Origin of the sequence: Pseudomonas deceptionensis (genome assembly GCF_900106095.1) — a bacterium.
In the GTDB taxonomy this organism is placed as follows: Bacteria; Pseudomonadota; Gammaproteobacteria; order Pseudomonadales; family Pseudomonadaceae; genus Aquipseudomonas; species Aquipseudomonas deceptionensis.
In genome coordinates this window covers 3,507,238-3,533,704 of sequence record NZ_FNUD01000002.1, presented here as the reverse complement: position 1 = coordinate 3,533,704, position 26,467 = coordinate 3,507,238, and the positions used below count along the sequence as shown (strand labels likewise).

Below are 26,467 nucleotides of genomic sequence, written 5' to 3'. Positions count from 1 at the left end.
GGAGGCTGAACATGCTTCGCCAGTGTCATTCGCTGCCCGGTCTGATCGCCGCCCTGTTGGTCATGATATTGGCCATCAGTGGCGCGGTATTGTCGGTTGATCCGGCTCTGGAACGCCTGCACAACACGTCCACCGTTGCCGGCCAGCTTAATGTCGGCCAGTTGGCGGAAGGCGTCGCCCGTCACTTTCAAGGCGTGGAGCAAATCCAGCGCACCGCCTCCGGCACGGTCATCGTTTACTACAACCGCGATGGCCAGTCCGGGGCGGAAACGGTTGACCCACTGACCGGCCAGGGCCTCGCGCCCTCCGCGCCGTCCGCCTTCACCCGCTGGGTGAAAGACTTGCACCGCTCGCTGTTCATGGGCACACAGGGCCATGGCGTGTCGGGCGTCGGTGCGTTGCTCATGTTGATCCTGTCAGTGTCCGGCGCGTTGCTGCTGGCCCGGCGCCTGGGTGGCTGGCGCAATTTGCTGCGGCCACTGCGCGGTACGTTCAGCCAGCGCTGGCATGCGGAAGTCGGGCGCCTGGCCTTGCTCGGGCTGCTGCTGTCGGCAGTTAGCGGGCTGTACATGGCCGCCACGACCTTCGGCTTGATCGCCGACGGCAGCCAGAGTGAACCGGCCTTCCCCACCCACATCAGCGCCGGCCCGGCGTTACCGGTGGCGAAACTGCAAGCCTTGCAGGCCATCGACCTGAATGACCTGCGTGAACTGGTCTACCCGAGCCCGGGCAATCCAAACGATGTGTTCTCTCTGCGCACGTCCCAGGGTGTTGGCTACGTGGACCCGGTCAGCGGCGCCCTGCTGTCCTATCAACCCCACGACTCAATGCGCACCGTCTACCAATGGATCTATCAGTTACACACCGCAGAAGGCCTCTGGTGGCTGGGCTTGCCACTCGGGCTCTGTGCCCTCTGTGTGCCATTGATGAGCGTGACCGGCATCCTGCTCTGGTGGCGCCGTCGCAAAGCCGGTCCGAACATTCGCCACAACAGCCCTGCTCACTCCGCCGACAGCGTGATTCTGGTAGGCACTGAAAACAACACCACATGGGGGTTTGCCAACACGTTGCATGCGGCCTTGCATCAGGCTGGGTACCAAGTGCATAGCGCGCCCATGAATGAATGGAAAGGCAAGTACCGCAACGCCCAGAGACTATTGATCCTCACCGCGACCCACGGTGATGGCGATGCACCGGCGTCGGCCGCGCAGTTTCTGGCACGGCTGAACCACGAGGGCGTCAAACCCGGCCAGCCCTTTGCAGTGCTGGGGCTTGGGGACCGCCAGTTTCCACAATTCTGTCAGTACGCCCATCAGGTGCAGGCAGCGCTGGAACTGGCCGGTGCCTCACCGTTGCTGGGGCTGGAAACCGTCAACCGCCAGTCTTCCCAGGAATTTGCGCGCTGGGGCCACGCCCTAGCCACAGCACTGGGGCATGACTTGGCCCTGGCCCATACACCGGAGCCACCGCGCACCTATCAACTGGAGCTGGCCGAGCGCATCGCTTATGGCGAAGAAGTGAATGCGCCAACCCACGTCCTGCGCTTCAAGGCGCACAGTGAACTACCGGGCTTCCAGGCAGGAGACCTGGTAGGGATTATCTCGGCGAATAGCCCAGTACCGCGTTTTTACTCGTTGGCCAGCAGTTCCACGGACGGCGTGCTCGAGATTTGCGTACGCAAACACCAAGGAGGCCTCTGCTCGCAACTCCTGCATGGCCTGGACATCGGCGCTTCGGTCGAAGCCTTTATCCAGCCCAACCCACAGTTTCGTCCTGCGTCGGGCGCACACCCGGTGATCCTGATCGGTGCCGGTACCGGCATTGGCCCCTTGGCCGGCTTCATTCGCAACAACACTGCCCGCCACCCGATGCATTTGTATTGGGGCGGGCGCAACCCGGCCTCGGACTTTCTGTACGAGCCTGAACTTAACCGCTACCTGGCAGACCAGCGACTTACCGCCTTGCGCGCGGCTTTTTCCCAGGTACAGAACGGTAGCTACGTCCAGGACCGGCTGCTCACTGATGCACTGTCCTTGCGCCGGCTGGTGGAAAAAGGCGCACAAGTACTGGTTTGCGGCAGTCGTGAAATGGCCAAAGGCGTGATGCAGGCCCTGGATGAAATATTGGCTCCGCTGAACCTGAGCGTGCTGACCCTCAAGGCACAAGGACGCTACCGTGAAGATGTCTACTGATGTGCAGCGCTACAGCCTGAACGGCGAGACCATGGGCACCCGCTACACCGCGGTGTTCTATGCGGCGGCCGGGATCGACACCGACGAGATCGGTCAGCGCCTAGCCCACGCTGTGAGCCGGGTGGACCGGCAAATGTCTACCTGGAAAGCCGGCTCTGACCTCAGCCGCCTCAACGCGGCCCCCGAGCATGAGTGGCTGCTAGTGCCCAAAGAGCTGACCACGGTGCTGGCGGCCGCGCTGCGGGTCAGCCAGCAATCCGGGGGCGCCTTCGACATCGCCGTCGCAGACATGGTGGAAGCCTGGGGCTTCGGTCCCGGCGAACAGACGATCACCGAGCAGGCGCTCATGATAGCGTCGCCACGCGCTCGGCTTTGCGCCAGCGCGGGACTGGAGGTAGACACGCAACGCAATCGGGTACGCAAGCGGGCGCCTCTGAAGCTGGATTTGAATGGCATTGCCAAAGGCTTTGGCGTCGATGAACTGGCCCTTTGCCTGGAAGCGTCAAGCATCACCCGCTACCTCGTCGGCATCGACGGCGAAATGCGCGCCCAAGGCATGAAGCCTGACGCCCAACCCTGGGTCGTGGCGATTGAAAAACCCTGCCGGGGCGTGCGAGAAGTCATGGGCGTGATGGAACTCAGCGACGCCGCCATCGCCACGTCCGGGGACTACCGACACTGGGTGGAGGTAGGTGGGCAAACCTACGCCCACACCATGAACCCGTTTACCGGCGCACCACTGTGCAACACACTTGCGGCGGTCACCGTCGTGGCTGCCTCATGCATGCTTGCCGATGCCTGGGCCTCGGCACTGCTGGTGCTGGGCGAAATCGAAGGCCCACGCCTGGCGCAAGCACGTGGCATGGACGCACTGTTCGTGGTGCGCGACGGTGAACAGCTAAAAGAAATATCGATTGTAGGCGGCAAACAGCAAGCGCAGGCTGAGGCCGCCGAATCCAACCTCGTCAATAACCTGAGTCCCGTTAACCCATGAAATTCATGCACAGGCACACCGAGCTCCACCGCAGTGACCGTATCGGCTGGCTGCGTGCTGCAGTCCTGGGGGCCAATGACGGGATCGTCTCCACCGCCAGCCTGTTGATTGGCGTCGCCGCCGCCAACGCCACCCACTCCACGCTGATCGTGACCGGTATGGCCGGGCTGGTGGCGGGCGCCATGTCCATGGCGGCGGGTGAATACGTTTCCGTGCACTCCCAGGCCGATACCGAACAGGCTGACTTGTCGCGGGAACGGGCCGAACTGGCCAGCAACCCGAAATCCGAACACAGCGAGCTTGCCCACATCTACATGCACCGAGGGGTATCATCCGACTTGGCGCACCAGGTGGCCGATCAATTAATGGCGCACGATGCACTGGGCGCACACGCCCGAGACGAGCTAGGCATCAGCGAAGCACTCACGGCCAAACCACTGCAAGCCGCACTCGCCTCAGCCGCCAGTTTCGTGCTTGGCGCCGCGTTGCCCCTGGCGGTCATTTTCATCGCCCCGTCCCACAGTGTAGTGCCGTGGATATCTGGCATGTCGCTGATATTTCTTGCCGGCCTTGGCGCCATTGCAGCCAAGGCCGGGGGTGCAAAAATAGGGATCGGCGCTTGGCGGGTAACCCTCTGGGGGGCGTTGGCCATGGGCATTACGGCAGCCGTGGGGGTGCTGTTCGGGGCGGTGGTTTAGTACGCAGCCGCGGTCCAACAACACAAAAGGCGCCCGATCCTCGATGGGGCGCCCTGTTTGCGTTAGAAACTAGACCTCGCCGACGAAATTGCTCGCCTTCAGGGCGATATGCCCGACTAGATCGATAGCACCGTAGGGCTCTGCCCTACCACCCGGTCTGCCTTGCGACGCGGCAGGAGCACGGGACGACGGAGCTGTCCCACGCGCCTTTGCAGAGGCTAAATAAAACGAGGAAAGGTAAAGGGGACACTTCACCCGGGACTCCGCTCGCCGCGACGATGAAGCTATCACGACGAGCCGAGGTCTCGACCCTTGACCTAAAGTTCCATCGTGGAACTTTAGATGATATCTGAAGTGGTCTAATGATTCCGGACACCCATTTAGGCGATTATGCTCGCCTAAATGGGTGTCCGATGAACAAGCAACGTCGTTCTTTTTCCGCTGAGTTCAAACGCGAGGCCGCAGCTCTCGTGCTCTATCAAGGCTATAGCCATATAGAGGCCTGCTGCTCGCTCTGGGTGGTCTAGTCCGTGTTGCGTCGCTGATCGCATCGGGCGCAGGGCCGTATTTACCTTTGGTGCATTTGAAGCGCTCCAGTGAAAAACGATCAAAATTTCACCAATGAGCGGCTTGTAAGCAATGGAGATGGGACAGCAAGACGTCAGCAAATGGAGTAGTTTCGCATTTGCTGTCACAGGGTTCTAAATCAAAGTCATTAGACTCACTGAGGTTGATTTACTGAAAGTTTCCAGTAACGGTTAACAGTTGATTTGGATAGGCCTAGCTCTCTTGAAATCTCTGCTTGGTTGAGGCCGCGCGCACGAAGTTTCATTACGGATGCCAAATTGACACCATTGGTGGGCTTACCAGGTTTTCTCGGAACAATCTTTCCACCGTTTAACTGAGATCGTAGCTGGGCCATTCCTTCTCGGGTCGAGAACGCATCCAGCGTCGCAGAAGCACGCTGAATTATTTGTTCTGGGTCTGCGTCTTCTCGCAGGGCTACACACAGAGCAACCAAGGCTACAAAATCGAAGTTCAGCGCGCTGGCGAGATCATCAAGCTTGCCGATGGATATATTGACTTGAGCTTGCTCTAGGGAACTGATGGTGCGTCGTACTGTAACGTCGGCGAGGTCTTCATACGCGAGACCTTTCATCCGTCGTATAGTCCTGATAGCAGCCGCGATTTCGTGATTGAGCACCCAACAATCCTCAAATATGAGGATAGAGCCACATTGCGGCCATTCCGATAAACGCACTATAATGCTCGTATTGGAATATCCATCCATTTGGGCGCTGCCAAGCTACCGGATGTCGACCCGCAGCCCCGTTGTTCTGGGTTGAGCTGTAGGTGCCACTCAGGAAAAAATATGTTTAGAACGATGCGTGAAGCTGAACTGATGCCCAATATTTTTAGAGCAGCAAATGGTTTTCAGTTCTGGTCTCTTGTGGAGCTAGAAACCATGTGGCCATGGTTCCACGTAGAGACTATCGACTCCAGGAGTAATGGCATACATCAAGGGGTTGTTCTTGCTCCCAGCGTTCCGCTTCTGGTGGATTTGATCGGAGGACAAAGCAAAACAGCTTGGATCAACCAAGTCCAAGTTGTCACCCCTGGTGAGATCAATGGCACAGGTAGTTGGAGAATGGAGGCTCTGGTAAGTCTTCATGAACTAGTTGATAGCGCAGGGCAGATCGTAGGACATGCATATCAAGTCGCGACCGGAACAGAGTATTCAACTGTCGCAGATTACGATCAGCACAGGCGTAATTTACTATATGCACCCAAAGCATCAGATTTCTAGCAGCGGAAGGTGGTTTTGAAGATAAAAATTTAGCTAGGTCCACATAAGTGAGGAACTGCTTAGCTGAATACCATTGGCCATCCAATACATTTCCATAGCGCTCTTGGGAGTGCTTAACCCTTGCTATTTCAAAAAATTGATCTAGAGATCCTCCTATGGGCCTTGATCAAAAACACTGAGCAAGCTATCTATCCGATGTAGCTAGGTATACGAGGCTTGCCGCAACTGCTTTGTATTAACTGAGTATCATGAGGTATGACAATGCGATGAAAGGCCGACAAAAAGTAAAAACCCGCAAGTGGTATACAAAATCAACAGCTGAAGCCGAAGCCCGACAGCAACTCCAAAATCGGTCTGAAAATCAGGGAAGGCTTCTCGACATTGCGGCGAAAAATGATAGCAAGCTGGAACCTATTGGACGACTTTCCGGTTGAAAAAATCTAAGCTCATCTTTAAAGCATCTCGACCGTTGAACAATCGCTCAACATACCTGGATCATGTCGGACGCTCTTAAAAGGCGTGAGAATTGATACCTTAGCTTCTAGAAACTTCGCGACCTCATTGAGCACTACAGTACTTCCGCTTGATCGCGGATATTGGGCCGGTGCGTTCGCTGACCGTGACCTTCCTTATCCCTCCCTTTGGCGTGCTGTGGGGTGTGGTGTTCCTTGGTGAACGTCTTTCGGTCGCGCATTTGTACGGCGGCGGGCCTATCTGTTTAGCTGTGTGGTTCGTTCTCAGCAAGAGCACACCGAAGCAAGAACCCTCACCAGCTTCGGATTGATCCAACAACTTAACTGCCCTCAGCGATTTCTCATCTGATTGGCTGGTGGCCACTTAAGTGAATACCTTGTCTTGGTCACGCTGCGTCTGGTAGATGACTTGGCCGGACGGATACCCTAGAACGTCAGAGAGATGTATCCGTACGGCTAGACACCTCACAGCAGCGCGGGATGGCGGTAACCGTCCGGCCAAGTCATCTACTCATCAGCAAAGCACTCGATTACAGCCTGAAACGCTGGGCAGCGCTGTCGCGATACCTCAATGACGGGGCCGTACCCATAGACAACAATTGGGCGGAAACCCAAATTAGGCCATGGGCGCTTGGACGCAAAAACTGGCTCTTCGCAGGGTCGTTGCGCTAAGGAAAACGGGCTGCGGCAATCATGAGTCTGATTCAGTCGGCACGCATGAACGGGCATGACCCGTATGGCTATCTCAAGGATGTGCTTACGCGGTTGCCGACACAGATGGCTATTGAGATTGGACAGTTGCTGCCGCACCAGTGGGTAGCTCCATCGCATTGATCAAATGGGCGTAACCCACTAGATTTCCCATTTTTCCCCTGTCGTTGGCTAGATTTTCTTAACCGCGCCAAGATTTTCTTAAAATGTGCGCCGAACACTCAGAAAATATTAACCGAAAATGGCCGCGCAACCACTATTTTTGGGGTTTTCGCTTATTGGCGGTAAGCGTCCCGCAATCAAACCTTGCCGCATTGCGCTTTCTGAACGACCTGGGCTTTGAACGGTTTGGGATAAGAGCTACGTTGGCGCATGGAAATCCTAGCGATAATGGTGATAGCGTTCGCTTAAAAATACGCGGACACCATCGTCCTTAATGCTGGAGTTCGGTAGGTGACTTGGCCGGACGGTTACCGTTCAGCGCGACACAACCGTCGTTGGACTTCGTGGATGATCGGCATGGCATTTAGGAAACGGATGTCTGCCAGTCCCGCCCACATATTTGGCTGTCCTACAGTCGGGAAAATCATCAGTTTGACTGAATCGCAACCCACCCCGTCACAAGTGCTCAATTATCTGCGAAATGAAATGCGATAGCTGTAGCTCTGAGACAGATGGGGGGCGACTCCCGTACGCTCGCAATTTCTCAGTGTTGGAATATGCAACCGAAGCCAGTCACGCTAGCGATTTTATGCCTGCCACAAAGGGCAACTACCGGCCAAAAGCACACTGTCCTCCAGCGCGGGAGTAGTTCAAAAGCATGTCGAAAACCTTGGCGTAGATTTCTGCATTTCATAAGCCCAAAGCCTAGCTAGCCTGATCATCTTTTTTCATGGATATAGTAGAGGAGCAGCCGCGTCGCGAATCGGCGAGGCACTTCTGCTTCTGCACGTAAGCTTGAGCAAGACAGGCCGATTTGCTGAGAAAAAGCACTACATACATGCACTACCAGTCGATCTAGCACTACATGTTGTATTTGCCCGTTTCGATGCTACCTTCTACTAGGCTGGCAACTCACTAGTAGAGGTGTTCCATGGCAGGCAAAAATCAGCACGTCGTGAAACGTGATGAAGGCTGGGCGGTTCGGGGTGAGGGGAATACTAAAGACACCTCCCACCATCGGACTCAAAAGGAAGCTGCTGACGCGGCTCGTCAGATAGCTCAAAACCAAAAAAGCGAGGTGCTCATCCACGGCCGGGACAACCTGATCCGTGAACGTGACTCCTATGGCAACGACCCCCATCCTCCCAAGGGCTGATTACGACCTCATAGCGTCTCCGGAAGGAGGCGCATCCTGGGCTTCAATAAGGTATTCGGTATGAAGATCGTAACGGTGGTTCACGTGCACCTGAACCGAATCGGTTCTACCCGAGGCGGGTTTGGAAGTCATAAGCGACTGACCACCTATGCAGAAGCATCTGATGCAGAAATCGAAACCCTTCGAGATCTAGTGATTTCGATTGCCGAACAAAATGGTGAGGCACCTGGGTCTCTGGACGACCTTCGCCATGAACGGCAAAGCGGCCACCCTCCCCAGGTTAAGGTCTTCAACATTCATGCGCCCAGCACTTTATTCAGCGAGCCCTATGCATATTGCGAAGCCTTTCCAGCGCTCAAGGCTGACAACCGGATCTTCAAGCTAGAAGAACTGCCAAGCTGAGACACGAAGGGTTCATTGTTGCTTATCCGCCATCCGTCTGCTGGCCACGCTCAATTCTTAGGAAAGCTTGCGCCCTATTCGGAACAAAGCGTCTTCCAGCCACTGGTTGAAAATGCCCTGTGACGCTGGAATCAGCAGTTTTCTTTCCTCAATATTTTTCTCACTGCGGTACGGCATGGACATCGACGATGCAGGGGTTGTTGGCGGCTCGGCGTAGACTTGGTGAGAAATTCCGTAGATCCCCAGCTGGAACCAGCCTCCCTTACCTCGGCTAATCAAACTAAAAGCTTCTTCCGCAAAACGTTTTAGCCGGCTGGGCGAGAGGTAGTAGGAGGCAAAATATTCGCCGTCCTTTGCTGGGGCTGCCAGAGGAATAGAGAGCCAAGTCATCCCATTATCGTGATGCCGCCAAGAGGCCTCCGCATCTAGGCCGGTGATGTCTCCCTCGTTAAATGACTTGTAACCACCCTTGATAGAAACCAAGCCCGCCTGAGAAAGCTTGAGGAAGAATTCATCATGCTGGGTGTGTATGGAACGCAACGTACCCGAGAGAATGGGCTGCGGCAGAAACACGAGTTCAAGGCGATCTTCACGAGGCCGGCTATTCCAATTTCGGCTGTTGCTACGATTCTGCAGGTGCTGAACGAACTCCTGTTCGGAAATGGCGCTGCGACTGGCTGCAAGTTGGCTTAGCCCCTGGATGATTTTGTCTGAGAGATCGCGATCACCTGTGAAGGTGGAACGGAAAAGGCCGTCGACGTAATCGGAAACCTCCCAGTGAAAGCGCTTTTGATCATCCTCTACCGGAACCTCTTCCAGAAAAGCCAGGATGGGTTTATTGGCAGCTTTGGCGCGATGGAACTCCTGCTGAGTGACGGACTCACCTGTGTGGGTTTTGAAGCCGAAGTCCGCGCCAAGAATCAGCACCACTACGTCGGCCTGGTCAACCTCAGTCATGCATGCGACTTCAGATGAATAGGGTCGTGCACCAAAATCCTCACACATCACCGGGATGTGCCCCAACAGAGAAACTGCTTTTTTGGCGGCCGCACGATAGTGCTCAAAATTACGTACTACAGAGCTGATAAACACGTTCATAGCAGTCCTCATCACTTAGGCCACATCCGTTTCGCCTCATCATACCGGCCGCTTTGCTCGAAATGACAGTAGCCGAAAAAAGCTAGCCGCTGAATAGCCCCCGATTTCGTAGATACTGACTGCTTTTAGCTGATTGCTGCCTGTCGTGAGGAGCAGCAAGCGGCCCAGAGTGTGTAAAAACGCTTCGCCAGAATTGAAGTGAGCGCGCCTGCGTTAAATCTTGGCGAATGGCATTCCACTTAACCACCAGTTTGCATTGCTACTGACCAGCCATTTACATTCGACTTGACCAGTTGTTTGCATGGGATCTGACCAGCCCACGGGGCGGCCTTGACCGGCAGAAATCGGCCGATTCTGTTGAAAAAGTCGGATTTTCAGTTCGACTGAACTCAGGCACGGCTACCACCGGAGAACCTACTCACCACATTGAGTAGTTTCTCGTCCCTTCGTTGACCTTTGTTGCTCTGTTATTGGGTTAGTTTGAGGTTTGTTGCCTAGTGCAGGCGCACCTATCCCGTGGCAGGTGGCCCTTGAGAGGTAAGTTTGGCCAGTCGACGCAGGTTCTGTACCGCAGCCGCCAGCGTGAACTCATCGGTCGCGCTACTCATGCCACGTAGTCGCAAGCGATCCAGTTTCAGGATGCGCTTGAGGTGGGCAAACAACATTTCGACCTTCTTACGTTCGTGGCGAGAGCGCACGTACTCCGGCGTCGCTGCGATGCGTCGGGCCACTTCACGAGCGGCTTCATGGACGCTGCGGGCGATCTTGCGAATCGAAGTGTTCGGGCAGTACTTGGCTTTCATCGGACACGTCGCACAGTCGGTCTGTCTGGATCGGAAAATGATGGTGTTGGCTTTCGTGACGTGCGAACGCTCGCCATTCGCTGCGCAACGCGTTGCCGGCTGGGCAGCGGTATTCCTCAGCCTCTTCATTCCAGTCGAAATCGTTGCCCGAGAAACTGTCGTTCTTGCGCTCGGTTTTGTCCCACACCCTGCACCTACCTATGCACAGAGTAATACCCATCAGTGTTTGCACGGTGGGGTTCGTCGTCCGGGTACCGAGGTAGGACGTTACGAGTGCCGAACCGAGAAACAGCTGTAGGTAGCGGGTCATTCCATCCACCAACTCTGCGCTGGCATTGATCCGCCGCCCATGCTGATGCATGACCTTGGCCAGTTTCTTGCCGTCTTTGCTTTTCCTTTCGCCGAATAGCGCGTGAGACCTCATCGAAAAACGACTCGCTCAGTTTCTCCTGAGCGGTCCACTCCCAAGGGTTGTGCTCGATGACTTCAAGATGTGGTGTGGCGATTAACTCCTGAATGGCCAGATTCTTGATCGAACTCCTGCCGCTGCCCCATGGCCCCGTCAGGGCAATGACCAGGCACTCTTGGTTTTTCCAGCCGACAATCGCCGCTGCAAGGTTTTTAGCAAATGCGGAGCGCCCCAGTAGATCCTGCTCGGCAGCTTTGATCGGTCGGTCATTAGCGAAACCCAATTCATCCATCGCCCACTCCCTGTGATGTGTCATGCCCAGCTGTGGAAGCTCAGGCGCCGTATGCTGAAGATGTAGCCTAACGTGCTTACTTCGCTGGCGAAGGTACCGGCTTTTTCCTCGCTCGTGTCTTACGTTCGCTGACTGGCAATGAGCGCAGTTGCACTAACTGCTGCTCCAGCGTGTCGCCACGCGCCAGCTGTGCTGCGGCATTTTGCAGTGCCTGACCCAGCGCGTCCTGAGCACCTTCAAGCCTTTGCTGCAAATGCTCAAGTTGGTAGCCTGCTTCCTTCACTTGGGCGGTCATATGCTTGCTCTCTTCCCGGGCACGATCGACTTCACGATGTGCACGATCCTCGACCCCGCGCACGTAGATCTCCTGCGCTACACGTTCCTGCTCGGCTTTGCGTCGCAAGTCATTCAGCTCCTGATGCAAGGTCTGGCTGTGCTGTTGCCCGTCACCGCGCTCCCGCAGCAGGCTGTCGCGCTGCTGCTGCAGGTCTAGAATCTGCGTCGCACGCTGTTCCAGAAGCGCCTCTAGGTCCGCCAAACGAGTCTCGCTAACTTGCTGTGCCGCTTGGGCGACCATCGCATGCTGTCGAGCAAGTGCAGCGTCCTGACGAGCCTGGTCCTCTACGACGGCAACTCGCTCACGCTCGGCGGTCACGACCTGACGTTGTTCGGACAGTCCCTGCTCAGCAACGGCCTGTGCCAGATGAATTGCCTGTTGCCACACGGCGACAAAGGCCTGCGAGACCCCCGCCGGCAAAGTCGGCAGGCGAGTCTCGCTGCTCAGCCTTTCGGCCAGACTCGCCCACCATTGATCGAGCAGACCACCAACCCGCGCGGGGCTTCCGCGGCCCAGCTCCAGGCGCACTCGCTCCACCGTCGGCCGTTCGCCACGGGCTAAGACTGCGTCGGCGGCGGCAAATACCTCGTTTTCCGGCACCCCTACTGCCATGACTTAACTCCCCGTATATTAGGTCTGATAATTAAATGTTATCCGACGTTATTGTTTGAATATTGGAATTATCATACGTTGAACGTATTAAATATTACAGATCAGTTGGCTTTGGTCGACGAAATGCCGCTCGACCCGCAATCCTTGGCGCTCCACGCCCAGGAAGCCGCGGCGGCGTTTATTGCCGCCGGCACCGCGGCCAACACAGTGCGCAGTTATCGCAGCGCCCTCGCCTACTGGTCCGCCTGGCTGCAGCTGCGTTATGGCCTAGCGCTGGGTGATGGGGCACTCCCCGCGCCAGTGGCGGTGCAATTCGTCCTGGATCACCTCGCGCGGCCGCTGGCCGACGGCGGTTGGGTGCACCTGCTGCCGCCAGGCATCGACGCCCTACTGATCGCTGCCCGGGTCAAAAGCAAGCTGGGACCACTGGCGTTCAACACGGTGAGCCATCGCCTAGCCGTTTTGGGCAAATGGCATCGGATCAATGAGTGGGACAGCCCGACCGAGGCGCCGGCGTTAAAAACTCTGCTGCGCGAGGCACGCAAGGCGCAGGCACGCCAGGGCGTGAACGTGCGCAAGAAAACCGCGATCGTGCTCGAGCCGTTGCAGGCACTGCTCGCCACCTGTGACGACGGCGTGCGCGGCATACGTGACCGCGCCCTACTCTTGCTGGCCTGGAGCGGTGGCGGTCGGCGTCGCTCGGAAGTGGTCGGACTGCAGGTCAGCGATGTGCGTCGACTGGATGCCGACACCTGGCTGTACGCGCTCGGCGCGACCAAGACCGACACCGGTGGCGTTCGTCGGGAGAAGCCGCTGCGAGGTCCTGCAGCGCAGGCCCTAGCAGCTTGGCTGGCCGCCGCTCCCGCCGACAGCGGTCCGCTGTTTCGCCGGCTGTATAAGGGCAATACGGTGGGGCGTTCGGGATTGTCAGCAGACCAGGTCGCGCGCATCGTCCAGCGACGCGCGAAACTGGCGGGCCTGGAGGGCGATTGGGCGGCGCACAGCTTGCGCTCGGGTTTCGTGACCGAGGCAGGACGCCAGGGAGTACCATTAGGGGAAGTAATGGCGATGACAGAACACCGGAGCGTCAGCACGGTGATGGGGTATTTTCAGGCCGGTTCGCTGCTAGGCAGTCGGGCGAGCCAATTACTGCCCATCGTCCCGGAACGTGATGGCGGGAACTCCTAGCTAATGGCGACCGGTGATTAGCATTAGATCCAATTCGTTCGCGACAGGGAGGACTACGGCTTCAATCCCAAGCACAACACCCATAACACCTCCTCCTCTATCAGCCTGCCATGTGCACCAAAGCCGGCCAGACAGGCAGAGTCCTTAAAACCGATTCTCACTCGTTGGTCTAGAGCGCGACTATCGGGTCGAGATTAAGGTCGCCTTTCTCATGCATTCGATCTGTAATCCACGACACCCCGACGGTGCCCGCAAGCGGCGTAATGATTCATTGCTGTATGTCATAGTCCTATCGCTGAGGCAATCCGGGGCTGGGGAGGTAGCAAGCTACACTGACGGAGGATCTGTGTATGTCAACAACAAGTCGTACTCACGGCCGTGGGGTGATCACGCCCATGCGTCCCACGACTTACCTGCTACACCCTGATCCCGATGAGTTCAGCCCAGCACAGGTGTTCCGCCACGTTGCGCATGGCTTCGCTTTTGTGGATGTTCAGAACTTGTTATCAGCCACCACTCACTGCGGCGATGAACAGGTGTGGAGGCGAATACTAGGGCAGCCCCAGAGCCGACAACGGTCACGGCGCAGGCAGAGACCTGCCCGACTGACACCACCGCAGAGTGCCATCGCCCTGCACTACGCCTGCACCGTAGAACTTGCCAACGAGGTTTTCGGTTCGCTGGCACTTGCTGAAGCTTGGCTGGTTCGACCCTGCTTCTATTTGGGTGGAGAGTTGCCGCTCGACATGTTGACCAACGCTGTGGGCTTTCAAGCCCTCAAGGCATATTTACAACAACTCGCCTACGGCGTTTATGCCTAGCCTGGTCGATGACTTCAGCCCATGTTACAGAGACCTGAGGTAGCGATGCCCAAACCCTTCATCGCCTCCTAGCTATCCGAGCACTAGACTCAGAATAGCCTTGGGGAACCCCTGTTACGACAAGCCTTAGCTCGGGGCATCTATACGACAAGGTGCTTGGAGGCGAGATTTCCATCAACGTGATCGCCTTGAGCAGCGCACACGACCATTAACGCGCCACCACTGCCACTGCGAGACAGCAAATGTTGGCGCTGAGGATTACGGCAGTTACAGCGAAACTTGTAAGAGGACTTCCGTAACAGCGTCACGCCACGGTCATCTGGAAAATAAATCACTTCAGATCTACAAATTACAAAAAAATCGTGCCCTTCGGACACGTAATATTCCAAGCGTGCCAGGATAGTTAAAAAAACCAGTACTGCTTCACGGTAGCTCCAATTTGTCAGCAAGGGAGCCGGCTTCGTATTCTCTGCGTTATTAGGTGAGAAGTCATGAAAGTCACTACCTGAGCTCGGCCATATATTATAAGATGCTTTCAGGCACAGAAGAATAAATGCCACCGCTAGGGCGCAGAATGATGTAGTCTTAGGTTGGCCATCAGGATAACCTGCTATTTCGCACCCCTCCTCGAAGCAACTAAAATGTTTGCCCAAAAACCTGACTTTCACACGGTGTAATACTTCATGTTGCGAATGCAACCGCAGATAATCACCCAAATGAAATGGAGAGTCAGCACGGTATAAGCGGTCATGTAGATAGGTTCTGAACCGGCCGATGCAAGCAATCGGTGGTGAAAATTGTCGATACCCTGACAGGCTTTCAGGGCTACGCATATCGAACAGCCGCTCACCCGGCCCCGAAAGTTCGGCACGCGCAAGACTTGACTGGTAATACAGGCCGCTGTAACCGCTCTCCGCAGTGTCGAGGCCATAAATCTCCCGGTACCAACGAGCTTGGGCACTACCAAAGTAATCTAGCGCACTCTGTAGCTTAGGTGAGCGGCGCATCCTTATCTCACGGCGAAGTCCGATGTCTTGGAAGCCGCATTTCCCGCAAACCTCCAAAGAGCGAGGTATGCTTTGAGCAGGACTAAATCCCTTATAGAAATGCCGCCTACAGCCATTACAGGCCACACTTAACGCACGTTTATGTAAAGGGCACACGCGATGTAGGCAGATCGAATTAAATACGGAGTGGTAACCAAAGTTTAGACATTCAACGCAGAAAGTTAGGACAGCTGTTGGGCTATTCAGGGCACTCACCGGCGCATGCATCCAAGGCAAATGCCCCGTCACTCTTGGCAGAACGTCGTCCAGGGCGCTTTCAATCTTGCGGGTGATCAGCCATTGACTTCTGTCACCATTTCCCACCCCTCCTCCGAGTCTTTTCGCTAGCTCGGGTAAAGAGATGAAGTTGCCATGTGATAATTTTAAATAAATCGAAAAAATCGATTCATATGGCATAGGTCCACATTCCGGATAATAGAGACTCATCATTCTAAGCCTTCATGTCAGTTACGTTTTTGCAAAAATCCTTAAAATTGCTTTCGCGAACGGCCTCTTCAATCAAGTCTTGCGGCACACTTAGTGCTTCTGAGTCTTCATCGCTCAATATCAAAAATAAATAGGCGACCACCAACGCGACGTGCTCCATGGGTAAGTTGTTAACATATTTTCCGGCGGCGATGCGCGACATCTCACGCCAGAGATCAGCTGCAATGCTGGTTAGTCTAAACCCCGCTGTATATGCTTGTGGAAGCACGTTTCTGGTAAAACTGTACCCGCAAAGTTTTTCTTCAGCACAGTCATCATAGAGTTTTAGCACCTGATTTAACTGGGCAATTGTGGTGACACCATGCAATGGGCGGATATCAGACAAAAACCTACCAATGATATGTCTGTCATCATTACGAAGAAAGTCAGCCACCACTTTGTCGATGGACGGCATCGCAAATGAAATGACGGTCATGGTTATTTTGTCGGCGCGCAATTTATTGTAAATGTCCGCCAGCTGTTTGTAGTCAGAAATCGAAAGCCTTGAAAGCTCATCGATCAAGAGCACAATCTGCTTTGCATTGCGTAACTCAGCTCTAGTCTTAAGGCGTTCCAGCAACATGGACCGACGTTGGACAAAAGACGTTCTCGCTTTGGGAAGAATACCTTCCTGATCGATGAGCTGGTGAATAATAGAGGAATAGCGGAGCGCATCAGCATCTTTATTCATCGCGGGTATCATGACAACATATACATTCGGGAAACGCTTAGGAATTTCCTCAAGCAAGGCTTCGCAACACACAGTTTTTCCCACCCTTGGCTCGCCAGTGTAAACCACGCCTGTCTTGCGCATCAGCACTTTGAAGCAGGCATTTTGAACCACGGCCAGCAAAGTTGGGGTGTTTAATCTATAGTCTCTACTTAGTATGGGATGAGAATGCTCCATGAGTTCCTCCTACTTGAGAATATCCAGGTTTTTCCAGCGTTCGCTCACGGTCGGCTTCTGTGATTCGCCGTTCTCCGCAGAGTCATTAATCGGCGCTTCAGTATCCTGCCCCCTACACTCCACGCTGAGTCGCTGCAATTCACGGTTATTTGCGGGACTGGAATGTGCTCTCATGTGCCTGCGCCAGGCGAGCAACGGGTTCTCGCCCTCCAAGATTTCAAATTCGCGCTTATAAAGTGCTCGGTTCACTAAGCGCCTAGTCGTCACGCTGTGAGCAATCTTGCGCCATGCTGCTTCAACCGTTAATACGCCGAAGAAAATCCCGCTAGGCAAATAAGCCTCAACGGTTCGATAATCGCTTGGGGTAATTCGGATGGTAAGTGCGGTATCTATCAGACCTGCGGAATTTGCCAAGTCTGGACTAGTATAAATGGCTTGATCCAGTTTGATTCGAGGTCTGATACCCTTCTCCATATTGCCAGTCACCCGTGCTGTTCGAGTACTGCTGCCCAGAGCGATACTGTTTAAATACGCCTCGGACGATGTGGTCAAGAGGGTTTGTCGATCATTGCAATAGGCTAATAGCACTTCCAGCGGGCTGTTTGCCTTGTTTAATCCGCCTTGGGGGATACTATTGTAATTGGCCGTGTAGACATCCATCACCTCTAGCGCATCATCAACATCGATTTGATAATAGATAGCAGCTTTCTCAGGCGATTCGGCGCGCCCGCTTTCAGGAGACGATCCGGTTGTGGATTCAATCTGGTGCATAACCCTCGAAGCTATTCGCTTAAATAAAGCCTCGACTTTAGATCTTCGCGCTGGTTGTTTAAGAGGTCCGAAGTTTATACCAAACCCAACAGCATGTAGAGCTAGTTCATACACCTGATTTGCATGATGCTGCATCGCATTATCCAAACACACCGCCCCCCAAGTATGATTTTTTAATGCTGGAATAGAATAGCCCGGCATGCCTGCTGAGTCAGAGTACTTCAAGCCAGATACATGTAGTTGTTGCCGGGGTGTCCAGCAGCCGGTGTAGGCATCGCAGATCAAATCTACCAAGTCTTGCGCTCTTATCTCACTGGAAAACACAAACTTCATAGCCAGTACAGCGTTGCTTCTCCTGCATACGGCTGCAATTATCCATATGCGGCTTATAACATCGTTAGTTTTGATCCGCCTGTCTCCGGTGATGTTCAGGACAAAGAATGCATCTACATGATACGAGTCGATCTCAATAAGATCGAAGACGTCATAGTTGTCAAAAAGCGGAGGGCGCCCGGTACCAGCTCTGGAATGGGTCAAAGCAAGCTTGCCTCCTGTCGCAAGCGCTGCCCTTTCAAAATCGCTTTCCAAAATCTCATTTATATATTTTCTTATTGTTCTACTCGCTCCACGTGGCTGATTGAGTGGCCATTCATCTGCACGCACCCCCTCGGTTTTGCAGATATTACAAAATAGTGCACATAGATGTTTTTTATCGTAGCGAGATCCGTGCCCAAACCTAAAGTCCTTGCGAAATACTTCAGGCACAAATTTCTCAGCTATTTTTGGATATTTCCCAAGCGTATAACTAAGGGCGCCGGAAAGACCACCCTGTGCTTCAGTGTGTTTATGGGGTAGCTCTTTGCGCCTGACGTTTGAGCTCGTGCGAGAGTACGGTACCAGCCCCGCTTCGCCTAAATAAACCCCCTCGACCAGAATAACTGTATAACGCTTGAAGATTCTGGTCAGTTCACTTTCACTTATGCCTGTCTGTTCTCGAATTTCTCGCCCGGTATAGCCATCCAGCCTCATATCAATCGCTTTCTTTCGCCTGAGGAAGAGCTCCCGATCCTCCTCACTCATGGCGGAGCTATCTACCTCTTTATACCCAATAGATATAACTTTTTCCTTCGTGACTTTAATGCTCATTAGAACTCCAGCGAGTATCTTGGCTGAAAAAGCTAAACTCAAAATCGACAAAGATCACACGTTCCAAGAATAGGCGCGCAAAGGTGACTAAAATTAAATTTCGCTCAAACTCAGGAAATGCTGATAAAAATCCGCGCAATGTCCCTGACCGGATTCGTAGAATATATTTAATCGCGTTGTCGCGGAGCGCCAATGGAATGTATTGTTTTCTGCATCCTGCGAGAAAGCTTGTGACCTTCAGCAAAGGGAGTATGTGATCTCGCCTAGGCGTCCAATCATTGTCGCTAAACTCCCTATACTTGTATCTGAAGCGGCTTGCCGCCAAGACTTTTTCTGAAAAACCTTCAGTATATCCTTCAGTCTGCAAGTAGTGCAGTTCGTTATTCCCTTCCACAGGAACAACCTCTACGTGATAATTCAAAGTTAACTTAGGATTCTGAGCAAGCTCAATTGCGCCGGGTTTGAAGCTAAATGTTTTAACTGAGGGAGAGAATTCTAGAAACAACAGCCAATGCGCCAACTGCCTGTCGGTCGAAAGCAACAAAACCTCATCAACCAAGCAGCTGTATACGGCCCAAAGATTTCCGAAGTGTTGTCCGCGTTTGGTAAAATATGATGTCCTGCTGCGCTTAGGCATAGCCACCCCCATTTTAGGTGTGGATATGCTGATCCTTATCTCAATTCCTTATGATTGGGGCATTCCAAAAAAATCCTTGACCATAACGATAGTCACCGTTTCTCTACAGTGCAAGACGGTACACTATCTTTACAAGCTAATAGATACTGTGAAACCAATAGCCTGCCTCTATTTGGATCATTACCTACAGCTATCTTTTGCGGTGACCGGCAGGAGGAGAAAAAAGCGTCAAAATAAACAAGAATCCAGCTTAGCCAGATGGAATTAGCATATGTTTTTTCTACTATTTTCTACTTAGGAGGATTTTGAAGGTTTTCTTCCGGGTGCTATCGGGCCCCTTCGAAACGGTCTGGGTGAAAATCGACCTCTTGCCAGGTCTATGCATTAGTCCCTAGCATCTCGGACCATGACATGCATAAACCTACGCAACACCATGATTCCACAATCGACCAAAGGCTGGCTGCTGATCGACGACCTTAGCCTGCCCAGATACTGGGCTACATTATGGGCAGATGTGCTCAGAGCTCATCTTGCCCAAACCACCCGAGGGGCTCACCTTTACGCCATTGAGAGGCTCTACCAGATAACTGACCTGAAAATTGGCATGGGGTCGTTAGATCGGATGCTTTTCGAGCTTGATATGCCCTCGATCGAAACTGCGTTAACTACGTTTTTATCGACGCTAAGAAACGACGGTAACCGTCGAGGGATCAACAACAATCAAGCCTGGGCTTCGGCAACTAGTTTCGTTTCCGATATCGTCTCGCACCTTAGCGTTTCAAGTGAACCACACTACGGCAATATTCAAAGCCGTCTCTTGAGGCTTGATCGTCTTTACTCTCAAGTTTCACCGACACGTCCTAGGCCTCCAGCAGGTATTCGCGCGTTACCCGCTTCGGTAGTGGAAGATCTATTTGAAATATTTTCACCAGAGTCGAAGCGTAATCCGTTTCGCAGCCCCATACTTCGGTGGCGTAATTTCCTTATCTTTCTATTGATGCTCCACCTTGGTTTGCGACGCGGCGAAGTAGCCATGTTGTCCTCAGATGCGATCAAGTCGGACTATGATCCCAGCGCGGGGCGTGAAAAATATTGGATTAACATCACCGAAAACCCCTATCACGAAGAAGATCCACGCTTCAACGCACCGAGCCTTAAAACTGCAAATTCGCGGAGACAATTACCGCTATCAGAAGAAATTGTTGCGGTTGCCGATGTTGTTCAAGGCAGCCGCCGTCGGGCTCCTCATAGCTACTTATTAGGATCGCAAAAATTAAAACCTTTGTCGCTTCGCTCTATTCATCGGATCTTTGAGATAGCAAGTGAACAGCTATCACCGCATGCTCGTGAAATATTATCAAATCAGGGAAGGTCACATATCAGTGCGCATGATTTACGCCATACGTGCGCAGTTTACCGGCTAGGTCGATATGTAGCTCTCGGTGACGAGCTAGATCTTGCAAGTGAGAAGCTCCGAGTGTTTTTTGGATGGTCACCCTCCTCTCCAATGCCTCGGCATTATGCGAGAGCATATTTCGAATCAGATTCGGCAGACATATGGAGTGAAACATATGATCGTTTGGTTTCTACGCTTAGATCCATAGGTGGAGTTTTGCCATGATGGACGCAACGAAAAAAATAGAAGCTGAGCGCCTCTCAAATATAGCTGCAGAACTTCCAAAGCTTTCAACGGTGATTCGATATTATGATGATTTCGAGGACAAATTTAATTCGATCCGTGACCCTGAGGACTCTGATTGCTGGGATATCACATATGACGGCGAAACATGTCGCCTCGTTTTTTCGGGGATACCTGTACCCCTAAAACAAATAATCAAACATATAGCCGTCGATGTATTTTCAAGGATGGACGCATCTGGAGCAGAAAAAATTTGTCGGGGACTTATAAATAATTGCACTAAACGCCATCATATTGTAAGCGCCCTGACTGTAAGCCCTGAGGAATATAGAAGACTCTGGATTAATGAAATCTCAGCATCCGAGCCTTGGAGCTATTGTCGGGATATAAGAGTAATGCTTCACTCACTTTGCAACCAGTCTATAGCCGGTTGGAAGCCCGAATTACGCGCCTACGTTAGCCTATTGGAATCACCTCGGCGGGATATCTATAAGACAGTTCGCACCGGAGAATGTTTTCTTCCGTTGGAGCATCAGTCACTGATAATCGAACATTTAGATACACTGGCAGCCCGCGTATTGAAAGACAAGGGTTCAATATCGACCACAACGCTGCGTGATTCTTGCCTATTAATACTAAGTCACCAGTACGGCGTAAGGCCTGGACAATCTGCACGAGTTAAATACATTGATGTTCGTTCATATGAAAGCGGTGCTGTTCATCTGTCGCTTCCTCTTTTGAAACAAAGGGGAGCAGAAACCATGAGAAAAATAACACGGAAAATAAAAATAGAATGGTGCCCTATATTTATAGAGTACACCAAGAGACATCACACTATCATAAGTGGCAATGCTCCTTTGGATAGCTATTTTAAGCTAGCTCCAAAACAGCTTTCGGCAATCCTAAGTAATCTTATGGAGAAACTAACTGGTACCCGTTGGTCACCAACCGATCTGAGGCACACTGCGGCTCAGCGCTTAGCCGATGCTGGGACATCTCATATTGTTCTGTCTGAGTTCATGGGGCATTCAACAACATTGAGCGCGAATGTATATTTTGACACCTCACAAACTCAAGCTCAAAGGATCAATCAAGCGCTCGGTATATCTCATATATATTCAACGGTAGCGAGTGTTGCTAAAACGCGCACTATCGATAAAGACAAGCTTCTGAACTTGCCGGCTGATCAACAAATAGGAGGAGTGCCTCACGGCATCCCAATAGCAGGGATTGGAGGGTGTACAATAGGTCAGTCCGTGTGCACGAAAAACCCAATATTAAGTTGCTATACCTGCCGAAAATTTATGCCCTTAGCGGATCCAGCTATCCACGAATCCGTTGTCGAAACTTTAAGGCCAATAGTGAGCGAGTTCCTTAATGCATCTCGATTCAATGATGAAAGTCCAGCGTACACGCAACTCAAACGAATGTTCCAGGCGGCACTTGACGTTTCAGAAGAGATTAAGCGCGGCAACGGTAAGGTAAATTGATGAATACCTTTTATACTAATTATATTCTGTCTGCGAAGACGATAGCTTCAACGAAGGGACTTGAATGGGATTTGCCGCACGATACATCAGGTAAAGTGTCAAAAAACGCACGCTGGGACCTTGCGAGTATGGCAGGAATGGTGACGCCCCCCTTTTTTTGGCATTCCAGTTTATCATATGATAACAAAGCGCTGGAGGTTCTCAACGACTTGCGCCAAAGACAATCCCTTACGCCGATGTGCGTTCAGCCACTATCTAGGCACTGGCGAGACTACTACCAGGCAGTGTTGATAAATGAAATTTTGGTAAAAAAGAATAAGCCAGGTCACGCCTTAATTAATATAGGTCGGCCGCTGAGAATTATTGCTACCTGTGCGGGAAACGAAGAGCCTTGGGATTTAACAGCCGCATCCGTGGCTCTTGCCTATCGTGTAGCATTGAGTATTGGAACGTCAGGCAAGCTCGCCGCTAACGTCGCGATGATTGTGCGTACAATAATTGATGGGCAGCATGTCGCTAATCGCTCACCACTTGCGCAATATTGCGTTCACCAATCGGCATCAGGTATTAGTAATGATTCCGTCGCCAATCTGAAGAAAAGCAATAACACATACCGCCGTACAGATAAAGTTAAATTGGAGTTGGCAGAACGTAAAGATAGCGCAAAGTTACCGAGCGAAAAAGCATTTTGGGAGCTAATTCGTATAATATTTACTGAGCAGCCTAAAACATTCGTTGATGCCATCCGGTTCAACCAACTAAAATTGGCAGTTGCCACAGGTTTTAGAATCGGAGAGAGTATTCTTCTTCCGCTTAACTGGGCCAAATGGCACGATTACTATACTCCCAATGGAAGTCTAGCAGGGACTCAAGGAGGGATCTCGCGTTCGCTAGCTATCCGCCATTTCGCGGAAAAACAGGCTTGTGATACTGATGCGTCAGGCGTACTACTATATGAAGCCATTCAGCACGTTCCGACCATTTTTGAAGAGCTAGTTTCGGAAGCGTTTAGTGAAGCGGAAAGGCTTACCGGACCATTACGTGACCGACTCAGGCTCCAAATAAATACTGGGCGATTATTGCCAGAGTTTAATCAGTCTGAATTGGTCCCCGCTTGGGATATCTATAGTCGGATGTCAGGCTCTATATGGTTTGCCTCCCCTCCTCTCCCTTCAGATTTAATAGATAAATATCGCGTGTCATTTGACCCCGCATATCTTGATGAGATGCGAAGAATACAAATTTCTCAGATCCCAGTGCATGGCGTATCGCCAAGCTGCATGAAGTATTTTAAAAAACTACCTATCATTATTAGGCACAAAAATGGAGATGCATTTGAAGGAAAGGTGGACTGGAAAAGAGCGTATCTCCGAGTAAGTGAGGTTGAAACTCTTATGCGTGAAACCATGACTACAAAGCTACCAGACTGTGCACCTTTTAGATTGAGCAATGCAGAGGTTTTATATCCATCTGAATTGATGTTTCTTATGCCCATACGTGCACTTATCGAGGAGCGAAATGGAGGGATTCTTGATGTGAATCGATATTTGTCTGTAGGGCGAGCCTCGTCCCTTGATATGCAAAATCATCTTGGGGCTAGTGCTAATAATATTTTTTCAAGATATGGTCAAGATGACGCTGACCGCGAACTTAAACTTAATACTCATTCACTTAGGCACCTTCAAAATGCGGAGTTGTTCCGGCTTGGTGTTGCCGACACAATTATTACAAAAAGATTTAATCGGAAAAGTGTAACCCAGAGCTACGTCTATGATCACCGGAGTCTGTCAGAGGCGCTTGCGAACATAGATATTCCGCAAGAAGCAGAGTCAATCGCGCCTAGAGCACGTGAGACTCTGAAAATGATCATGGCTGGAAAAATACGTGGACCTATAGTTGATGAGTTTTTGAAAATTCAGAGTGAGTTAGGTGATGAGCACGCGTTTAACTACTTATCGGTAGAAGCTGATGGCTTACATGTGACGCCTTATGGGTTTTGTGTTAATAGCTTTACAGTTGACCCGTGCTCCAAGCACTTGGAGTGCTTCGACTGCCGCCACTTGGCCCGTTCTGAAAATCCGCAAGAACAAGCCACATTAGAGAACATGAAGCTTAAGATGATCGAGGTTGTGAATATCATTGAGCTCAACCCACAAGAAACGCGGAATATTGGCTGGCAAAACCAGCTTAATCACGCTAAATCTAGACTTAGTAGCCTAGAAGTTATGATTAATACACCACCATCAATACTGGTTTTTCCGAATGGGCAGGATCGATACCGTTCCTTAGAGAAAATGGCCAGCGGCAGCATTATGGACACACCGAAGAAATGGAGTCCTGAATGAAACCGGACGAATTAAAGGTTATCCTACAGAGAATGCTTAGTAACGGTGTTAAAATCACCGCCCGTTCCGTGATTAGAGAGCCCGACTGCATGCTAAAAAATCCGAGTGATATAACTCGGCAGCCCATGCGTCGTGCGGTACTCGATGAGTATCAGGCCCGACAACAAGAAGTAATCGCCCTAGTTGAAAAAACAGATAGTCATTCAAGAACCAACTTGCAGCAACGTTTAGCTCTGCTTTCGCAAGAGTATCAAGAGTTACGTAGCGAACGGGACTTACTAATTGCATCCCATAAAGCAATGCTCTTAGCTGTCGGAGAATTGGGTGGCATCGCTGTATGGCGAAATTTTTTCCAGGATTGGGAGCTTACGAGGGCCAAGCTAATAGAGCTACGGGCGTTGCCAACCGCTGAAATCTACTCAGTGCCCTAGCCCAGCTTACAAACCAATAGCATCCACTGTGTTTGTGGTGCCTTGTTAATTTATTTTGTTAAGCTCAGTCTTATATAGCCATAACTCAAGGAGGCGGTTCACATCGTGATGCAAACCGCCTCTAAATAAAGCGTAAGCTGTCAGAAGGTGGCTTATCGTCAACAACATGTATCCCTAAGCTGATCAGGAAGCCGCCCTCACCCTCACTTAGGAAATACACTTTTGCTGACTAATCGAACACCCCGGTCTGAATATGAAAATCGCTGGAAGCGCGCACAAGCAGTCGCTAAAGCGAATGGCGTGGAGGCCCTTGTGGTTTGGGGTAAAGGGGGTGGCACTGTCGACACCGCAAACGACCTGATCTATCTCGCTAACTATTGCCCTGTTTTCCCATACGCTCCGGACCTGCCTGGTCACTGGTCTGGGCTTTCTCATGGAGCGGTCATTATCCCTGTGTCAGGTGAACCCATTCTGATCACCGAGTCACCCGCGATCAGACGGGATGTGATTGCCGTTCAAGATGTTCGCTCGGCAAATGGCTTCGTTCCCGACAAGGTTGCATCAACACTGAAAGAACTGGGGCTCAGTAACGCCCGTGTAGCTTTGGTGGCCGGTCCTTGGCTGGTCGCCTCCATCTACAAACGACTGCTCTGCGCCGCCAGCGACGTACAGTTTGTGGAGCTCGACTATGCCATCGAAGGGTTGCGAACGCACAAATCAGCTTTTGAATTCGAGCTCCTGCGCGAAGCTGCCGACGTCGGCAATGCCTCGATGGAAGCAATGATGAAGAGCGCTTCCACACCAGGTACCACTGAAGCTGATGCTGTGGCTGCCGCCTACAATGTAGCGATCAAGCACGGCGCGGCCATGATAGATGCCGCCTGCGCCTCTGGGCCTCATTCGTCTTTTTACGCACACGGAATGGCGCCGCAATGGACCACACGCAAGCTAGACACGGGAGACATTTTTCACTGTGATATGTATGGCGCAGCAGTGGAAGGCTACACCTGGGACTTCTCTCGCTCGGTGGTAGCGGGAGGCAAGTGGAGTGCCGCACAAAACGAAGTCTACGATGGTGCAATTGCTGCTATCGAGGCTGGCGTTGATGCCTGTAAGCCCGGGGTCTCGGCTCATGCACTGTATGACGTTGTGCTTGAGGTACTGCAGAGCAGAGAAATCTACTGCGGCTACCCTCTTCATGGTCACTCCTACGGAATTGGTTGGGAGTCTCCATGGCTGGTGCCAGGCAACGAAACAACTATCGAAGCGGGAATGGCAATAGCCATCGAGTGCATGGCGGGCCGGGAGGACGTAGGGTTTGTGAAGTTTGAGCACAACATCCTTGTTCATTCTGACCGTATCGAGCTCATCTCAACCTGCCCGGCGCGCCTGTAACACCGGTAGCTGCCCAGAC

The 26,467-nt window shown here is 52.3% G+C and carries 21 protein-coding genes and 4 pseudogenes; 16 read left to right on the top strand and 9 right to left on the bottom strand.

Annotated features, from left to right (window positions below; all coding sequences use genetic code 11):
- The first annotated feature begins 11 nt into the window (after window positions 1–11).
- From BLW11_RS16080 to BLW11_RS23855, 4 genes and pseudogenes are all read left to right on the top strand, one after another.
- Entirely contained in the window at window positions 12–2,192 is a 2,181-nt protein-coding gene (locus tag BLW11_RS16080; protein WP_048361848.1) for a PepSY domain-containing protein, read from the top strand.
- Window positions 2,182–3,186 carry an FAD:protein FMN transferase gene (locus tag BLW11_RS16075; RefSeq protein ID WP_048361849.1) on the top strand — a complete coding sequence of 335 codons (1,005 nt, stop codon included), beginning with the start codon at window positions 2,182–2,184 and terminating at the stop codon, window positions 3,184–3,186. The genes BLW11_RS16080 and BLW11_RS16075 overlap by 11 nt, the downstream gene beginning before the upstream one ends.
- Window positions 3,183–3,884: a VIT1/CCC1 transporter family protein gene (locus tag BLW11_RS16070; protein ID WP_048361850.1), complete on the top strand. Its 702-nt coding sequence runs from the start codon at window positions 3,183–3,185 to the stop codon at window positions 3,882–3,884. The genes BLW11_RS16075 and BLW11_RS16070 overlap by 4 nt, the downstream gene beginning before the upstream one ends.
- A gap of 413 nt (window positions 3,885–4,297) precedes the next feature.
- A pseudogene (locus BLW11_RS23855) lies at window positions 4,298–4,408 on the top strand (IS3 family transposase); the annotation flags it as partial.
- A 197-nt stretch (window positions 4,409–4,605) separates the two neighbouring features.
- On the opposite strand, the gene BLW11_RS16060 reads toward BLW11_RS23855, so the two are convergent.
- Complete coding sequence (locus BLW11_RS16060) at window positions 4,606–5,088, bottom strand: helix-turn-helix domain-containing protein (protein WP_241486181.1); 483 nt, start codon at window positions 5,086–5,088, stop codon at window positions 4,606–4,608.
- Between the two features lie 168 nt (window positions 5,089–5,256).
- Between BLW11_RS16060 and BLW11_RS16055 the strand changes: the two genes are divergently transcribed.
- The 5 genes and pseudogenes from BLW11_RS16055 (at window position 5,257) to BLW11_RS16035 (ending at window position 8,595) form a co-directional block, all read left to right on the top strand.
- Window positions 5,257–5,691 (top strand): hypothetical protein, encoded by a 435-nt coding sequence (locus tag BLW11_RS16055; RefSeq protein ID WP_048361852.1) that lies wholly within the window; start codon window positions 5,257–5,259, stop codon window positions 5,689–5,691.
- A gap of 574 nt (window positions 5,692–6,265) precedes the next feature.
- Window positions 6,266–6,475: pseudogene (locus tag BLW11_RS24090) on the top strand (EamA/RhaT family transporter); the annotation flags it as partial.
- Window positions 6,476–6,668: 193 nt separating this feature from the next.
- A pseudogene (locus BLW11_RS16045) lies at window positions 6,669–6,998 on the top strand (IS66 family transposase); the annotation flags it as partial.
- Window positions 6,999–7,968: 970 nt separating this feature from the next.
- Window positions 7,969–8,193, top strand: coding sequence for a DUF2188 domain-containing protein (locus BLW11_RS16040; protein ID WP_017136943.1), 225 nt, complete (start codon window positions 7,969–7,971; stop codon window positions 8,191–8,193).
- Window positions 8,194–8,253: 60 nt separating this feature from the next.
- Window positions 8,254–8,595, top strand: a complete 342-nt coding sequence (locus BLW11_RS16035; protein WP_048361853.1) for a hypothetical protein — start codon at window positions 8,254–8,256, stop codon at window positions 8,593–8,595.
- Between the two features lie 57 nt (window positions 8,596–8,652).
- Here BLW11_RS16035 and BLW11_RS16030 read toward each other — a convergent pair whose 3' ends face one another.
- The 4 genes and pseudogenes from BLW11_RS16030 to BLW11_RS16015 all read right to left on the bottom strand — a co-directional run bounded on the left by BLW11_RS16030 (window position 8,653) and on the right by BLW11_RS16015 (window position 12,146).
- Entirely contained in the window at window positions 8,653–9,693 is a 1,041-nt protein-coding gene (locus BLW11_RS16030; protein WP_074836830.1) for a DUF4062 domain-containing protein, read from the bottom strand.
- A gap of 509 nt (window positions 9,694–10,202) precedes the next feature.
- A pseudogene (locus tag BLW11_RS16025) lies at window positions 10,203–10,683 on the bottom strand (transposase); the annotation flags it as partial.
- A 7-nt stretch (window positions 10,684–10,690) separates the two neighbouring features.
- Window positions 10,691–11,197, bottom strand: a complete 507-nt coding sequence (locus BLW11_RS16020; RefSeq protein ID WP_048361855.1) for a P-loop NTPase fold protein — start codon at window positions 11,195–11,197, stop codon at window positions 10,691–10,693.
- Between the two features lie 76 nt (window positions 11,198–11,273).
- Window positions 11,274–12,146, bottom strand: coding sequence for a DNA-binding protein (locus BLW11_RS16015; protein WP_048361856.1), 873 nt, complete (start codon window positions 12,144–12,146; stop codon window positions 11,274–11,276).
- Between the two features lie 78 nt (window positions 12,147–12,224).
- Here BLW11_RS16015 and BLW11_RS16010 point away from each other — a divergent pair, with 78 nt between their 5' ends.
- Entirely contained in the window at window positions 12,225–13,334 is a 1,110-nt protein-coding gene (locus BLW11_RS16010) for a site-specific integrase (RefSeq protein ID WP_193790201.1), read from the top strand.
- 350 nt (window positions 13,335–13,684) lie between these two features.
- The gene (locus BLW11_RS16005) at window positions 13,685–14,155 is read left to right on the top strand and encodes an MbcA/ParS/Xre antitoxin family protein (protein WP_048361857.1); all 471 of its coding nucleotides are present in this window, start codon (window positions 13,685–13,687) and stop codon (window positions 14,153–14,155) included.
- 140 nt (window positions 14,156–14,295) lie between these two features.
- Here BLW11_RS16005 and BLW11_RS23850 read toward each other — a convergent pair whose 3' ends face one another.
- Genes BLW11_RS23850 through BLW11_RS15990 form a run of 4 tightly spaced genes read right to left on the bottom strand, consistent with a single transcriptional unit; the run spans window position 14,296 to window position 19,148 of the window.
- Window positions 14,296–15,651, bottom strand: a complete 1,356-nt coding sequence (locus BLW11_RS23850) for a hypothetical protein (protein WP_139272558.1) — start codon at window positions 15,649–15,651, stop codon at window positions 14,296–14,298.
- 1 nt (window position 15,652) lies between these two features.
- Window positions 15,653–16,594, bottom strand: coding sequence for an ATP-binding protein (locus tag BLW11_RS16000; RefSeq protein ID WP_048361858.1), 942 nt, complete (start codon window positions 16,592–16,594; stop codon window positions 15,653–15,655).
- 9 nt (window positions 16,595–16,603) lie between these two features.
- Window positions 16,604–18,511, bottom strand: coding sequence for a hypothetical protein (locus tag BLW11_RS15995; protein WP_048361859.1), 1,908 nt, complete (start codon window positions 18,509–18,511; stop codon window positions 16,604–16,606).
- A complete protein-coding gene (locus tag BLW11_RS15990; protein ID WP_139272556.1) occupies window positions 18,501–19,148 on the bottom strand; it encodes a hypothetical protein in 648 nt (215 codons plus the stop codon). The genes BLW11_RS15995 and BLW11_RS15990 overlap by 11 nt, the downstream gene beginning before the upstream one ends.
- A 433-nt stretch (window positions 19,149–19,581) precedes the next feature.
- Here BLW11_RS15990 and BLW11_RS15985 point away from each other — a divergent pair, with 433 nt between their 5' ends.
- The 5 genes from BLW11_RS15985 to BLW11_RS15965 all read left to right on the top strand — a co-directional run bounded on the left by BLW11_RS15985 (window position 19,582) and on the right by BLW11_RS15965 (window position 26,448).
- Window positions 19,582–20,769: a site-specific integrase gene (locus BLW11_RS15985; protein WP_157395873.1), complete on the top strand. Its 1,188-nt coding sequence runs from the start codon at window positions 19,582–19,584 to the stop codon at window positions 20,767–20,769.
- On the top strand, window positions 20,766–22,277 hold the full coding sequence (locus BLW11_RS15980) for a site-specific integrase (RefSeq protein ID WP_082136286.1): 1,512 nt from the start codon (window positions 20,766–20,768) through the stop codon (window positions 22,275–22,277). Before BLW11_RS15985 ends, BLW11_RS15980 begins: the two co-directional genes overlap by 4 nt.
- Entirely contained in the window at window positions 22,277–24,622 is a 2,346-nt protein-coding gene (locus tag BLW11_RS15975) for a hypothetical protein (RefSeq protein WP_048361861.1), read from the top strand. The genes BLW11_RS15980 and BLW11_RS15975 overlap by 1 nt, the downstream gene beginning before the upstream one ends.
- Entirely contained in the window at window positions 24,619–25,053 is a 435-nt protein-coding gene (locus BLW11_RS15970; protein ID WP_048361862.1) for a hypothetical protein, read from the top strand. The genes BLW11_RS15975 and BLW11_RS15970 overlap by 4 nt, the downstream gene beginning before the upstream one ends.
- A gap of 222 nt (window positions 25,054–25,275) precedes the next feature.
- On the top strand, window positions 25,276–26,448 hold the full coding sequence (locus tag BLW11_RS15965; RefSeq protein ID WP_139272554.1) for a M24 family metallopeptidase: 1,173 nt from the start codon (window positions 25,276–25,278) through the stop codon (window positions 26,446–26,448).
- Window positions 26,449–26,467: the final 19 nt, after the last annotated feature.

Coding starts and splice junctions, on each gene's coding strand:
- BLW11_RS16080 (WP_048361848.1), top strand. CDS start 12: ATGCTTCGCCAGTGTCATTCGCTGCCCGGTCTGATCGCCGCCCTGTTG.
- BLW11_RS16075 (WP_048361849.1), top strand. CDS start 2,182: ATGTCTACTGATGTGCAGCGCTACAGCCTGAACGGCGAGACCATGGGC.
- BLW11_RS16070 (WP_048361850.1), top strand. CDS start 3,183: ATGAAATTCATGCACAGGCACACCGAGCTCCACCGCAGTGACCGTATC.
- BLW11_RS16055 (WP_048361852.1), top strand. CDS start 5,257: ATGTTTAGAACGATGCGTGAAGCTGAACTGATGCCCAATATTTTTAGA.
- BLW11_RS16040 (WP_017136943.1), top strand. CDS start 7,969: ATGGCAGGCAAAAATCAGCACGTCGTGAAACGTGATGAAGGCTGGGCG.
- BLW11_RS16035 (WP_048361853.1), top strand. CDS start 8,254: ATGAAGATCGTAACGGTGGTTCACGTGCACCTGAACCGAATCGGTTCT.
- BLW11_RS16030 (WP_074836830.1), bottom strand. CDS start 9,693: ATGAACGTGTTTATCAGCTCTGTAGTACGTAATTTTGAGCACTATCGT.
- BLW11_RS16020 (WP_048361855.1), bottom strand. CDS start 11,197: ATGGATGAATTGGGTTTCGCTAATGACCGACCGATCAAAGCTGCCGAG.
- BLW11_RS16015 (WP_048361856.1), bottom strand. CDS start 12,146: ATGGCAGTAGGGGTGCCGGAAAACGAGGTATTTGCCGCCGCCGACGCA.
- BLW11_RS16005 (WP_048361857.1), top strand. CDS start 13,685: ATGTCAACAACAAGTCGTACTCACGGCCGTGGGGTGATCACGCCCATG.
- BLW11_RS23850 (WP_139272558.1), bottom strand. CDS start 15,651: ATGATGAGTCTCTATTATCCGGAATGTGGACCTATGCCATATGAATCG.
- BLW11_RS16000 (WP_048361858.1), bottom strand. CDS start 16,594: ATGGAGCATTCTCATCCCATACTAAGTAGAGACTATAGATTAAACACC.
- BLW11_RS15995 (WP_048361859.1), bottom strand. CDS start 18,511: ATGAGCATTAAAGTCACGAAGGAAAAAGTTATATCTATTGGGTATAAA.
- BLW11_RS15990 (WP_139272556.1), bottom strand. CDS start 19,148: ATGCCTAAGCGCAGCAGGACATCATATTTTACCAAACGCGGACAACAC.
- BLW11_RS15985 (WP_157395873.1), top strand. CDS start 19,582: ATGATTCCACAATCGACCAAAGGCTGGCTGCTGATCGACGACCTTAGC.
- BLW11_RS15980 (WP_082136286.1), top strand. CDS start 20,766: ATGATGGACGCAACGAAAAAAATAGAAGCTGAGCGCCTCTCAAATATA.
- BLW11_RS15975 (WP_048361861.1), top strand. CDS start 22,277: ATGAATACCTTTTATACTAATTATATTCTGTCTGCGAAGACGATAGCT.
- BLW11_RS15970 (WP_048361862.1), top strand. CDS start 24,619: ATGAAACCGGACGAATTAAAGGTTATCCTACAGAGAATGCTTAGTAAC.